The following is a 13172-nucleotide window of genomic DNA, read 5'->3' as shown; positions in this document are numbered from 1 at the left end:
AAACATGCTATCCACGATTAATTTTACCCAAACCACTGCCTACCAAAAGCTATTAACAGACAAAAAGCGCTTAGAATCTAGTTCTATTACAACTCTTTTTCAAGCTGATAGTGAAAGACAAAAAAAATATAGTTTATTCTTTCAGGATATATTCATCGATTATTCTAAAAACATCATCGATGCCGAAACATTCCAGCATTTAATAGAATTAGCTAAAGAATGTCAAATAGAATCGGCCATTCAATCTCAATTATCGGGTGATCCAATCAATCAAACAGAGGGAAGAGCTGTATTACATACTGCTTTAAGAATGCCCAAAGGACAAGTTCAATTATTACAAGGAGTTGATATTAATACTGAAATACACCAAGTAAGAGCTCATATGAAGGAATTCACAGAACAAGTGATTTCTGGGGCTTGGAAAGGATATACGAATAAAAGCATCACCGATGTAGTTAATATAGGAATTGGTGGATCAGACCTAGGTCCCGTGATGGTTACAGAAGCTTTAAAGCCATACAAAACGCATTTGAATGTTCATTTTGTAAGTAATGTGGACGGTACACATATTGCTGAAACGTTGAAAAAAGTAAATCCGGAAACTACTTTATTTTTAATTGCTTCTAAAACATTCACTACTCAAGAAACCATGGCAAATGCTTTTACGACGAGGGATTGGTTCTTGAAAACAGCTAAAGATGAAGCAGCAGTTTCTAAACATTTTGTTGCCTTATCAACAAATAAAACCCAAGTTGAAAAATTCGGTATTGATTCTGCGAATATGTTTGCATTTTGGGATTGGGTTGGTGGAAGATATTCCCTTTGGTCTGCCATTGGTTTGTCTATTTGTTTATCCATAGGTTACGACAACTTTGAATCGCTTTTATCAGGAGCACATGAAATGGATTTACACTTAGCTAGCACACCTTTAGAAGCTAATGCACCTGTCATTTTAGCTCTTTTAGGAATCTGGTATGTAAATTTTTGGGATGCTCCTACGCATGCTATTTTACCTTATGACCAGTACATGCATCGATTTGCGGCCTATTTCCAACAAGGAGATATGGAATCCAATGGTAAAACTGTGGATAGAACAGGAAAGCGAGTTGATTATGCGACAGGTCCTGTTATTTGGGGAGAACCTGGAACCAACGGTCAACATGCCTTTTATCAATTGATTCATCAGGGCACGCAAATGATTCCTGCTGATTTTATAGCACCTGCTAAAACGCATAATCCAATTGGTAATCACCATACATTATTGATGTCCAATTTCTTTGCTCAAACAGAAGCATTGATGAATGGAAAATCGTTGGAAGTGGTAAAAACAGAATTAAGTAAAGCTGGATTAGATGAATCAGCAATAAACAAACTTGCTCCATTTAAAGTTTTTGAAGGTAATAAACCTACCAATTCCATATTGGCAAAAGAAATTAACCCTGCTACATTAGGCGCATTAATTGCCATGTATGAACACAAAATCTTTGTTCAAGGGGTTATTTGGAATATTTTCAGCTATGATCAATGGGGAGTAGAATTAGGGAAGCAATTAGCTAATTCCATTTTACCCGAATTAGAAAATGAAGAGAAAATTCAAAGCCATGATAGTTCCACCAATGGATTGATTAACCAGTTTAAGGCTTGGAGATAATTACTCAGGTGTATCAATGAAAATGGCTAGTCTTTCAACTAGCCATTTTTTATTTGATTTTCTGAATAAGTTCTTGCAGACTAAGTAATTCTTGCTCACCACTAAGCATATTTTTCAGGTTAATTTTATTCTGAACTAATTCCTGTTCACCTAAAACAGCCACAAAAGGAATCTTCTTTTTATCCGCAAATTCAAATGGCTTCTTGATTTTGGCTACTTCAGGGTAAATTTCAGATGGAATTCCTTGTTTACGCAGTTCGTTCACATATTGAAAAGCTTGTGTTTGACCTGCCTCATCAAAATAGGCAAACAATACCTTAGAACCACTAAATGGAATTTCAGGGAAAAGATTCAAGGCATCCATCACATCGATCATGCGTTCGATTCCAAAGGATAATCCGACACCTGACATATTAGGTAGACCAAAATCCGTAGTCAGGTTATCATATCTACCACCCCCAGCAATTGAGCCAAAAGGTATATCTAAAGCCTTTCCTTCAAAAATTAGACCCGTATAATAACTTAAACCGCGGGCAAGTCGATAATCAAATAGGATATTGGTATTAACAAATCCATTTTGTTGAATAAACCTTAATACATCTTCAATTTCTTTTAAGCCTGCTAATCCTTGTGTATTACCATTAAAAAAAGAGGTCAGCTTATCTATTTTCGCTAAATTATTCCCTTCAAATACAATCAAATCAGCTAAGACATCACATTGATCATCAGTAAATCCTTTTTCAACTAATTCTTTAGCAACTGCCTCCCAGCCAATTTTATCTAATTTATCGATGGCTACTGCAAAATCAACAAAATGATGATTCATGCCTAAGACATCCACAACTCCTGCTAAGACCTTTCGTGAATTGATAACGAGGTTAGCTTTTAAATTTAATGAATTAAAAATTGCCTGAAATAAGGTAATTAATTCCGCTTCATTCAATAATGAATTAGAACCGATGATATCGGCATCACATTGATAAAATTCTCTATACCGACCTTTTTGTGGCCTATCCGCTCTCCAAACGGGTTGGATTTGATAACGCCTAAATGGGAAAGCCAAATCATTGCGATTCATGGAAACAAAACGTGCAAAAGGCACTGTTAAGTCATAACGTAAACCTTTTTCACTGACTTTATACGTAAACTTCTTGCTTCCTTCTTGGAAATCTTGTTCTGTTAATTTGGAGAGATAATCTCCAGAATTAAGAATTTTAAACAATAATTGATCTCCTTCATCACCGTATTTACCTGTCAAAGTAGATAAATTCTCAATGGCTGGAGTTTCAATGGCTTGAAAACCAAATTGCTCAAAATGCCTTCTAATGATGTTGAAAACATAATTTCTTTTGGCCATTTCTTTAGGACCAAAATCTCTTGTACCTCTTGCGTTACTGGGCTTTTGCATAATTTCAAAAAACAAATTTAATTAATCGGGGCTTATTATTTGATTAATAAACGATATTTCGTATTTTTGCACACCAAATTTATCAAGACATGGCCGTAACTAGACTAAAACGTAAAGACAGAAGAAATCACGCAGTAGCGAATAATAAAGTATCTGCTATCAGAATTTTAAAGCAGAGACCAATAATCAAATTGGTAGATGTAGAAGAAATCAAAGCAAGTTTCGCTAAATAAGCATTATTTCAGTAAAGAGAAACCGGTATTCACCGGTTTTTTTTTATCCAAAAATTGCTGTAATTTGATTTTCTAAATCCATTATTCATGAAAAAAATTACTTTCATTTGCACCGCTATATTAGCAGCTGGTGTATTCAGCTTACAAGCACAAGACCACCGATTCGTTGAAGAGAATCCAACTAAACCTGACAAAACTGAATTTTGGGATCCAGAGATCCGTGTAGTTAGTCCTGCTAAAACCCCTTCTGATGCCATTATTTTATTTGATGGTAAAAATTTAGACAATTGGGAAACTGTCAAAGATGGCAGTCCAGCTAAATGGAAAGTCGAAGATGGAGCTATGACGGTTGTAAAAGGAGCTGGTAATATTTCCACCAAACAAAAATTCACCAATTACCAATTGCATATTGAGTGGCGCTCTCCTATTGAACCTGAAACATTAAAAAGTCAAGGTAAAGGAAATAGCGGTATTTTCATGCAGGGAATGTATGAGGTACAGGTATTGAACTCCTACCAAAATAGAAGTTACCGTAATGGTCAGGCAGGAAGTATTTATAAACAAACGCCACCATTAGTCAATGCTACTTCACCTATGGGTGAATGGAATACCTACGACATTATTTATACGGCACCCAAATTCACGATAAATGGCGGAATTGATACTCCTGCCTATGTAACCTTGATACACAATGGTGTAGTGGTTCAACATCATACTAAGATCCAAGGTACAACAGAGTACATAGGTCAGCCTAAAAATCCAGTTCATGGTGCAGGACCTATCAGCTTGCAAGATCATGGAAATCCAGTAAGTTTCCGTAACATCTGGATTCGTGAAATGTAATATTTAATTCATTATTTTAGGGAAGGTTTTTCTTAGAAAACACCTTCCCTTTTTTTATCTTATGAAATACCTAATTAGTTGGATTTTACGTCATATTCCTAGAAAATACATTCAATTGGTAGCTCATCAATTGTTGAAAGCTTATCGTATATTCTTAAAAGGAAATAAAGTCCACTGCCCTATTTGCCAAGAGAATTTTTCTAAATTTTTACCTTATGGCAGATTGCATCCTAGAGAAAATGCGCTTTGTCCATCATGCTTAAGTTTGGAAAGACATCGTTTGATGTATCTATTCTTGCAGAAGGAAACAAGTTTTTTCCAGAGTCAGCCCAAATTATTACACATTGCACCGGAGTATTGTTTCATTGACCGATTTGAGAAGTTATTGGGTGACAATTACATTACCGCGGATATCGAATCACCTCTCGCTAAGGTTAAAATGGATTTACATGACATTCCATTTGAAGATAATAGCTTTGATGTAGTGTTTTGTAATCACGTATTAGAACATGTGCGTGATGATGTTCGTTGTATGCAAGAGATACGTCGAGTTTTAAAACCCGATGGGTTTGCTTTATGCCAAAGTCCACAAAGATTGGATTTAGCTACTACCTACGAAGATGCTAGTATCACCGATCCTAAAGAAAGAGAAATTCACTTTTTACAAGATGATCATCTACGAATTTATGGTCGTGACTATGGTATCCAATTAGAAAAGTCCGGTTTTCAGGTGAGCCCCATCAATATGATTGAAAAAATTGGAATAGAGGAAAGTAAAAAAATGGCCTTACCCTTGGGTGAAATAATATATCTATGTCGTAAATAACATCATGAGATACGAAACACTTCCAGCGCAGCTGTACATCAACAACCGTCAAAAACTAGTGCAGCAATTAGCACCTAATTCCATTGTGTTAATTTACTCCAATGATATCATGCCAACCAATGCTGATGGTAGCATGGGCTTTAAACAAAATTCAGATTTATTGTATTTATCTGGCCTAGATCAAGAGGAAACGATACTTTTATTATATCCAGATGCACCCGAAGAGCATTTAAAAGAAATTGCTTTTGTTAGAGAAACGTCTGAATTAATTTCCATCTGGGAAGGTCACAAGTTCACCAAAGAAGAAGCGAAAGGGATTTCGGGTATTAAAAACATCCAATGGACGCAGCAATTTGAGTCTATTTTACAAACATTAATATATACGGCTGAAAATATATATTTGATAGACAACGAGCATATTCGTAATAGCTCTACTGTGGAAACACAAAATGCTCGTTTTACTAAATCTTTGCAAGCAAAATATCCAACACATATCTATAAGCGCCTTGCTCCTATTACGAACACCATTCGTATGAAAAAGGAAAAGGATGAAATTAAGGCCATGCAGAAGGCTATTGATATAACTGAATCCGCTTTTAGAAGAGTCTTACAATTCACTCAACCGGGAGTGACAGAATATGAAATTGAAGCGGAATTTATCCACGAGTTTATTCGATTAAAAGGAGATGGTTTTGCCTATACTCCAATCATTGCTTCAGGTGCCAACGCCTGTGTGTTACATTATATTGAGAATAAAGAAGTTTGCCAGGATGGTGATGTTATTTTGTTGGACGCAGGTGCGGCATATGGCAATTACAATGCCGATATGACCAGAACTATACCAGTAAATGGGAAGTTTAGCTCAAGACAAAAGCAGGTTTATTGGGCAGTTTATGACGTATTAAATTTTGCGAGTCAACTGATGCGTCCATCGATCTATTGGGTAGATTATCAAAAAGAAGTAGAGCGTTATATGGAGGGAAAATTGATCGATTTAGGTCTATTTTCAAGAGGAGATGTGGAGAAGCAAGACAAAAATGCCCCTTTATTCAAAAAATATTTCATGCATGGAGTGGCTCATCACTTGGGTTTAGATGTACATGATGTTTGGGATAAATACAAACCTTTTGAAGCTGGAATGGTTTTAACCTGTGAACCAGGAATTTATATCCGAGAAGAAGGATTAGGTATTCGACTGGAAAACAACTTGTTAATCACGGAGAATGGTACAGACAACTTGATGAAACATATTCCCATTGAATGGGACGAAATTGAATCCATCATGCAATCGAGGAATTAAATATTAGGTCAAATACGCTAATAAATAGCTTAGTATGTGGATTGCCAGCTTCGTCTTAGCTATATTTGTAAGATGGAAATATGCTTTCCTAAAATTGATTTTAAATAGATGGAATGTAGTTGCAAAGACTAATTCCAATTGCCCTGAGCCAAGGATTAAATACATCTTTTCTGCATCTGGGGTAAAACATATGTTAACATAAATGAAGAACCTTCGTAATTTTTGCATCATCGCCCATATTGATCACGGAAAAAGTACCTTGGCCGATCGATTAATTGAATTCACGAATACAGTCCAAAAGCGAGATATGATGAATCAGCTTTTGGATGATATGGATTTGGAAAGAGAGCGTGGAATTACGATTAAATCTCATGCCATTCAAATGCAATATCCCAAAGATGGGGAGATTTATACGTTTAACTTAATTGATACACCTGGCCACGTCGATTTCTCCTATGAAGTATCACGTTCCATTGCTGCTTGTGAAGGTGCTCTATTAATTGTAGATGCTTCCCAAGGTATTGAAGCACAAACCATTTCAAATTTATATTTGGCTATCAATCATGATTTGGAAATTATTCCAGTCTTGAATAAAATAGACTTGCCAGGCGCTATGCCAGAAGAGGTTTCGGATCAAATCATTGATTTAATTGGCTGCAAAAAAGAAGATATCATTCATGCTTCTGGAAAAGAAGGTATAGGTATTCAAGATATTTTGGATGCAGTAGTAACTCGCATCCCTGCTCCTAAAGGCAATCCAGAAGAGCCATTACAAGCTCTCATTTTTGATTCTACATTCAATTCCTATCGTGGAATTGAAGTTATATTCCGTGTTTACAATGGGGAGATTCGTAAAGGAGATCGCGTTAAATTCATGAATACGGGTAAAGAGTATTTTGCTGATGAAATTGGTATCTTAGGATTAGAACAAGAACCGAAGTCTATTATTAAAACGGGGGATGTGGGCTATTTGATTTCAGGTATCAAAGAAGCAAAAGAAGTTAAAGTAGGTGACACAATTACTCATGTGGCTAATCCATGTAAATTGGCTATTCAAGGTTTTGAAGAAGTAAAACCCATGGTATTTGCTGGTATTTATCCAGTAGAAACATCTGAATTTGAGGATTTGAGAGACGCCATGGAGAAGTTGCAATTAAATGACGCTTCGCTAGTGTGGGAACCTGAGACTTCCATGGCTTTGGGCTTTGGGTTTCGTTGTGGTTTCTTGGGTATGTTGCACATGGAAATTGTACAAGAACGCTTAGAGCGTGAATTTGACATGACTGTTATTACCACTGTGCCTTCGGTAAAGTTCAAGGTATTAACCACTGCCAATGAAGAATTATGGGTATCAGCTCCTAGTGATTTACCTGAACCCAATTTGATCAACATTATTGAAGAACCTTACATTAAAGCTCAAATTATCACCAAATCAGAATACACTGGTATCATAATGAGCTTGTGTATGGATAAACGGGGTATCTTAACTAATCAAATTTATTTAACCACAGACCGAGTAGAACTTACTTTTGACATGCCTTTGTCCGAAGTAGTATTTGACTTTTTTGATCGTTTAAAAACCATTTCTCGAGGTTATGCATCTTTGGATTATGAATATAAAGGATATGAGCCTGGTTACTTGGTTAAATTAGATATCATGCTGAACGGGGAAAAAGTAGATGCTTTGTCGGCCATTGTGCACCGGGACAAAGCCTATGATTGGGGAAAGCGTTTATGTGAGAAATTGCGTGAATTATTGCCTAGGCAGCAATTTGAAATAGCTATTCAAGCAGCAATTGGTCAAAAAATTATTGCTCGTGAGACGGTAAAAGCCTTAAGAAAAGACGTTTTAGCAAAATGTTATGGAGGTGATATTTCTCGTAAAAGAAAGTTGTTAGAGAAACAGAAAAAAGGAAAAAAGAGAATGCGTCAAGTGGGTAATGTAGAAATACCTCAAGAAGCATTTATGGCAGTTTTAAAATTAGATTAATCAAATATTTTTACATAATAGTTTTCGAAACAGGCTTCTAAAGCTTAATTTTGAATTTTTAAAAATAAGATAATGGCTGAAGTAATTAGAATGCCCAAGATGAGCGACACCATGATTGAAGGTGTAATCGCAAATTGGCTAAAGAAAGAGGGTGATGTAATCAAGTCTGGTGATATCATAGCTGAGGTGGAAACCGACAAAGCAACGATGGAATTGGAGAATTATGAGGATGGAACATTATTATATATTGGAGTTAAAGTTGGTGAAGCTGTACCCGTAGATGGAATTATAGCCATCGTTGGTACTCCAGGAGAAGATTATTCTAGTTTATTAGCTGGTGCACCAGCAGCTCCAGCAGCCGCTGTGGAAGCAAGAGCACCTACAGCTGCGCCAGTAGCTGCTGCTCCTGTTGCACCAACAGTAGATTTAAGTTCAATTCCAGCGAAAGCAGTAAGAATGCCTAAGATGAGTGATACCATGGTAGAAGGTGTCATTGCCAAGTGGTTGAAGCAAGTAGGTGATGTGGTTAAATCTGGTGATATCATTGCTGAGGTAGAAACCGACAAGGCTACCATGGAATTAGAAAATTATGAAGATGGTACCATTTTATACATCGGAGCCAAAGAAGGTGAAGGTGTTATTGTAGACGGAATCATTATGATTGTGGGTGAGCCAGGAACCGATTTTCAACCCCTATTACAACAAGCTTCGGCTCCAGCAGCTCCAGCACCTGCTCCTGTGGCAGTAGCTGCATCAGCACCTGTAAAGGAAGCTCCCAAAGCATCGGAAGTAAAAGCATCTCCTTCTGGTATTCAAGCAGATTCTAAAGGAGGAATTATCAAAGCATCTCCTCTAGCTAAAGCTTTAGCTAAAGAAAAGAATATTAACCTCAATTGGTTACAAGGAACAGGTGACGGAGGTAGAATTACCAAATCCGATGTTGAAAACTATAAACCCAATGCGGGAGGAGCCACTGGCAACTTTATTTCGGGAGAAGAAAGTTTCGAAGATATTCCAAACAGTCAAATGCGTAAGACAATCGCTCGTCGTTTGTCTGAGTCTAAATTCAGTGCTCCTGAGTTTTATTTAACCATGGAAATCAACATGGACAAAGCCATGGGAGCGCGTGTTAGTATGAATGAAGTATTGCCAGTCAAAATTTCATTCAATGACATGGTGATCAAAGCGGTAGCATTATCTCTGGTTAAACATCCTAAAGTTAATTCTTATTGGATGGAAGATAGAATTCGCGTAAATAAACATGTACACATCGGTATGGCGGTAGCTGTGGAAGATGGTTTATTAGTTCCAGTGATTCGTTTTGCTAGTGAAAAGTCGATTGCACAAATCTCCGCTGAGGCGAAGGAATTAGGTGGAAAAGCAAAAAACAAACAATTGCAACCAAAAGATTGGGAAGGTAATACATTTACCGTCAGCAACTTAGGTATGTTTGGAATCGACCAATTCACATCAATCATCAACTCTCCAGAATCGTGTATTTTGGCAGTAGGCGGTATCAAAGAGACGGTTGGTGTTAAGAATGGTCAATTCTATGCAACTAATATCATGAAACTAACCTTGACTTGCGACCATCGCGTGGTAGATGGAGCAACAGGTGCAGCGTTTTTACTAACATTAAAACAGTATCTTGAGGATCCCATTAAGATGTTTATTTAAACATTAATAATGGCAAGCCTCGAAAATTTCGGGGCTTGTCTATTTTAGGAAAAATACGAATATGAGCAATACCAACATCCGAATCGCTGTACAGAAATCAGGAAGATTAAGTGACGATTCATTGAAATTATTTAAAGAATGTGGAATTAAGTTTGAATCAGGCGGATCTAAGTTGCGCTCGATATCTAGCAATTTCCCTATAGAGTTTTTATTTCTACGCGACGACGATATTCCAGGATATGTAGAAGATGGTGTGGCAGATTTAGGAGTCATTGGTCTGAACGTATTAGAAGAAAATCGTAAGGACGTTGAGATTGTCAAAGAATTAGGATTTTCTAAATGCAGATTATCTTTAGCTATCCCAAGAAATGAGGTATATACCGATTTAAGTTATTTTGAGGGAAAAAATATAGCAACCTCCTACCCTAACTTGACCAATACCTTTTTAACATCGCAAGGTGTTACTGCGCATACACATGAGATTTCAGGTTCTGTAGAAATTGCTCCAAGCATTGGTCTAGCGGAAGGAATTTGTGATATTGTTTCTACTGGTGGAACACTACTAAGTAATGGGTTAAAAGAAGTAGCTGAGGTATTTAAAAGTCAGGCTGTATTGATTTCTAATAAATCCTTAACCGCTGAAAAGAGAAGTATCTTAGACAAGCTTACTTTCCGTATAGATTCCGTACAAAGAGGTCAAAATGCCAAATACGTCGTTTTAAATGCGGAAGAAAAGAATTTAGATAAAATCATGGCTCTTTTACCAGGTATGAAATCACCTTCTCGTGTTCCATTAGCAGAAAAAGGCTGGTATTCTTTACATTCTGTTATTTCTGAGAATGATTTTTGGGAAATTATTGAGTCCTTACGCGAAGCAGGTGCTCAAGGAATTTTAGTGTTGCCAATAGAGAAAATGATACTTTAGTATGATTCCTTTTATTAAATATCCAACGGTTGACTCCTTTGCTCAAATTTGTCAAAGACCAAGCTTAGATGCCCAATCTTTGGACCAAATCATTGAAGGAATATTCGCTCAAGTTGAAACACAACAAGATCAAGCCTTAAGAGATTTTACCTTAAAATTTGAAAAAAGGGAGATCCAAGAAATTTTGTATAGTCAAGATGAAATCAGTGAATTAGCTAATCAAGTTCCTGATTCACTTAAAAAAGCCATCCAACAAGCCTACGCCAACATTCTTACCTTTCATGAATCGCAGCAGTTTATACCTCAAAAAATAGAAACAAGTCCTGGTGTAATTTGTTGGCAAAAGGCAAGTCCAATAGAAAAAGTGGGCATCTATATCCCTGGAGGAACTGCGCCCTTATTCTCCACGATATTGATGTTAGCCATTCCGGCAAAAATTGCAGGTTGTCGAGAAATCGTATTATGCACTCCAGCCATGCATCCGGCCATATTCTATACAGCGCAATTGTGTGGTGTAACTAAGATGGCTAAAGTGGGTGGAGCACAAGCAGTGGCTGCTATGGCTTTAGGAACGGAATCAATACCTAAGGTTTTTAAAATATTTGGTCCAGGTAATCAATACGTTACTGCAGCTAAAATGTATGCGAATCACAAAGGAATTGCTATTGATATGCCGGCGGGTCCTTCAGAAGTAGCTATATATGCAGACGCACATGCCAACCCTTCTTATGTGGCTGCTGATTTATTATCTCAAGCTGAACATGGAGTTGACTCTCAAGTCTTTTTAGTAGCTTTAGAAGAGTCTTTTATTGAAAAAACACAGCTAGAACTGGAAAAGCAAGTCCAAGTATTGGAAAGGAAGGATTTAGCCTTGCAAGCTTTGACTCATTCAAAAGCAATTTTGGTAAAAAACAGACAAGAAGCGATTCATTTATTGAATGAATATGCCGCTGAGCACTTGATATTAGCCTGTGAACATCCTGAAGAATTTGCTGATCACATTGTGAATGCAGGATCTATCTTTTTAGGTAATTTCACGCCAGAAGCTGCTGGAGATTATGCCTCAGGCACTAATCATACATTGCCTACGAATGGATTCGCGAAAGCTTATTCAGGGGTTAATTTGGCAAGTTTTCAGAAAAAAATTACGCTTCAAAGTATCAGTCAGGCTGGTTTAGAAGTATTAGGTCAAAGTATCATTGAAATGGCAGAGGCTGAATCTTTGCAAGCACATGCCAATGCTGTGGCGATTCGATTAACTACACGTTCATGAATTATCAATCCATCATTTTACCACATATTTGGAATTTGAAACCTTATTCCTCGGCTAGAGATGAATTTAAAGGTAAAGAAGGAATATTTTTAGATGCAAATGAAAATCCCTTGGGTTCTCCCCTTTCAGAAAATTGGAATCGTTATCCTGATCCAATGCAATGGGAAATCAAGGAAGAACTTGCCAATATTAAAAAGGTTCCTGTAGATCAAATCTTTATAGGAAATGGATCAGATGAAGCCATTGACTTAATTATCCGCATGACCTGTGCAGGGGCAGCCAATTCCATTATTTTATGCCCACCCACTTATGGTATGTATGAAGTGAGTGCTTCGATCAACAATGTCAATATCATATCTGTACCACTAACTAAGGATTATCAACTAAACGTTTCTCACATATTAGCATCTGTTCAAGAGGACACTCGGATAATCTTTATTTGTTCCCCAAATAATCCGACTGGAAATAAAATAAATCGAACCGACATTTATTCAATCATTGAGAAATTTCAGCAGGGTTTTGTGATTATTGATGAGGCATATATTGATTTCTCAGATGAGCCAAGTTTCCTACATGAATTAAATACATTTCCGAATGTAATCGTCATGCAAACGCTTTCAAAGGCATATGGATTGGCGTCATTACGTTTGGGAATGGCTTTTGCTCATCCTCAAATCATTCAAATTTTAAATAAAATTAAGCCTCCTTATAATATAGGTGGAGCGACTCAAGCATTAGTCTTAAAGGCTTTAAGAAATAGAGAATTTTTATTTAATTCGATTCAACAAATAAATCATGCAAAAAATACGTTAATTTCAAAGTTGGAAGCTATGCCTCAAGTGATTCGTATCTTTCCTTCTCACGCTAATTTTATATTAGTGAAAATGGAAAAGGCGCAAGAATTATTTGATTATTTAATTTCTCAACAAGTCATTACTAGAAATCGATCTAATGTGGCTTTATGTGAAAGCTCCATTCGAATTACTGTTGGTTTACCCGAGGAAAACCAAGTACTAGTTCAAAAGATGCAAGAATTTTATTCTTAA

At 36.7% G+C, this 13172-nt stretch carries 11 protein-coding genes; 10 read left to right on the top strand and 1 reads right to left on the bottom strand.

Features of this window, described 5'->3' with window-relative positions:
- Positions 1–4: 4 nt before the first annotated feature.
- A complete protein-coding gene (gene pgi / locus EWU23_RS01340) occupies positions 5–1651 on the top strand; it encodes a glucose-6-phosphate isomerase (protein ID WP_166228050.1) in 1647 nt (548 codons plus the stop codon).
- A gap of 49 nt (positions 1652–1700) precedes the next feature.
- On the opposite strand, the gene hisS is transcribed toward pgi, so the two are convergent.
- Positions 1701–3059, bottom strand: a complete 1359-nt coding sequence (hisS, locus tag EWU23_RS01335) for a histidine--tRNA ligase (protein ID WP_166228048.1) — start codon at positions 3057–3059, stop codon at positions 1701–1703.
- An 89-nt stretch (positions 3060–3148) separates the two neighbouring features.
- On the opposite strand from hisS, the gene EWU23_RS01330 reads away from it, so the two are divergent.
- The 9 genes from EWU23_RS01330 (at position 3149) to hisC (ending at position 13172) form a co-directional block, all read left to right on the top strand.
- Positions 3149–3292, top strand: a complete 144-nt coding sequence (locus tag EWU23_RS01330; RefSeq protein ID WP_166228046.1) for a hypothetical protein — start codon at positions 3149–3151, stop codon at positions 3290–3292.
- Between the two features lie 87 nt (positions 3293–3379).
- Positions 3380–4135 carry a 3-keto-disaccharide hydrolase gene (locus EWU23_RS01325; protein ID WP_166228044.1) on the top strand — a complete coding sequence of 252 codons (756 nt, stop codon included), beginning with the start codon at positions 3380–3382 and terminating at the stop codon, positions 4133–4135.
- 61 nt (positions 4136–4196) lie between these two features.
- Positions 4197–4961, top strand: coding sequence for a class I SAM-dependent methyltransferase (locus EWU23_RS01320; RefSeq protein ID WP_166228042.1), 765 nt, complete (start codon positions 4197–4199; stop codon positions 4959–4961).
- A gap of 4 nt (positions 4962–4965) precedes the next feature.
- Positions 4966–6261 (top strand): aminopeptidase P N-terminal domain-containing protein, encoded by a 1296-nt coding sequence (locus tag EWU23_RS01315; protein WP_166228040.1) that lies wholly within the window; start codon positions 4966–4968, stop codon positions 6259–6261.
- Positions 6262–6463: 202 nt separating this feature from the next.
- Positions 6464–8251, top strand: a complete 1788-nt coding sequence (gene lepA / locus EWU23_RS01310; protein WP_166228038.1) for a translation elongation factor 4 — start codon at positions 6464–6466, stop codon at positions 8249–8251.
- Between the two features lie 72 nt (positions 8252–8323).
- Positions 8324–9928 (top strand): 2-oxo acid dehydrogenase subunit E2, encoded by a 1605-nt coding sequence (locus EWU23_RS01305; protein ID WP_166228036.1) that lies wholly within the window; start codon positions 8324–8326, stop codon positions 9926–9928.
- Between the two features lie 61 nt (positions 9929–9989).
- Positions 9990–10853 carry an ATP phosphoribosyltransferase gene (hisG, locus tag EWU23_RS01300; RefSeq protein ID WP_166228034.1) on the top strand — a complete coding sequence of 288 codons (864 nt, stop codon included), beginning with the start codon at positions 9990–9992 and terminating at the stop codon, positions 10851–10853.
- A gap of 1 nt (position 10854) precedes the next feature.
- The gene (gene hisD / locus EWU23_RS01295; RefSeq protein ID WP_166228032.1) at positions 10855–12126 is read left to right on the top strand and encodes a histidinol dehydrogenase; all 1272 of its coding nucleotides are present in this window, start codon (positions 10855–10857) and stop codon (positions 12124–12126) included.
- Positions 12123–13172 carry a histidinol-phosphate transaminase gene (hisC, locus tag EWU23_RS01290; RefSeq protein ID WP_166228030.1) on the top strand — a complete coding sequence of 350 codons (1050 nt, stop codon included), beginning with the start codon at positions 12123–12125 and terminating at the stop codon, positions 13170–13172. The genes hisD and hisC overlap by 4 nt, the downstream gene beginning before the upstream one ends.

Origin of the sequence: Aquirufa beregesia, from assembly GCF_011090385.1 — a bacterium.
GTDB classification, from domain to species: domain Bacteria; phylum Bacteroidota; class Bacteroidia; order Cytophagales; family Spirosomataceae; genus Aquirufa; species Aquirufa beregesia.
The sequence above is the reverse complement of the archived record's forward strand: the minus strand, read 5'-3'. Positions and strand labels throughout refer to the sequence as shown.

Excerpts from the sequence above, each read along its gene's own strand:
- pgi (WP_166228050.1), top strand. The coding sequence starts at position 5 with ATGCTATCCACGATTAATTTTACCCAAACCACTGCCTACCAAAAGCTA.
- hisS (WP_166228048.1), bottom strand. The coding sequence starts at position 3,059 with ATGCAAAAGCCCAGTAACGCAAGAGGTACAAGAGATTTTGGTCCTAAA.
- EWU23_RS01330 (WP_166228046.1), top strand. The coding sequence starts at position 3,149 with ATGGCCGTAACTAGACTAAAACGTAAAGACAGAAGAAATCACGCAGTA.
- EWU23_RS01325 (WP_166228044.1), top strand. The coding sequence starts at position 3,380 with ATGAAAAAAATTACTTTCATTTGCACCGCTATATTAGCAGCTGGTGTA.
- EWU23_RS01320 (WP_166228042.1), top strand. The coding sequence starts at position 4,197 with ATGAAATACCTAATTAGTTGGATTTTACGTCATATTCCTAGAAAATAC.
- EWU23_RS01315 (WP_166228040.1), top strand. The coding sequence starts at position 4,966 with ATGAGATACGAAACACTTCCAGCGCAGCTGTACATCAACAACCGTCAA.
- lepA (WP_166228038.1), top strand. The coding sequence starts at position 6,464 with ATGAAGAACCTTCGTAATTTTTGCATCATCGCCCATATTGATCACGGA.
- EWU23_RS01305 (WP_166228036.1), top strand. The coding sequence starts at position 8,324 with ATGGCTGAAGTAATTAGAATGCCCAAGATGAGCGACACCATGATTGAA.
- hisG (WP_166228034.1), top strand. The coding sequence starts at position 9,990 with ATGAGCAATACCAACATCCGAATCGCTGTACAGAAATCAGGAAGATTA.
- hisD (WP_166228032.1), top strand. The coding sequence starts at position 10,855 with ATGATTCCTTTTATTAAATATCCAACGGTTGACTCCTTTGCTCAAATT.
- hisC (WP_166228030.1), top strand. The coding sequence starts at position 12,123 with ATGAATTATCAATCCATCATTTTACCACATATTTGGAATTTGAAACCT.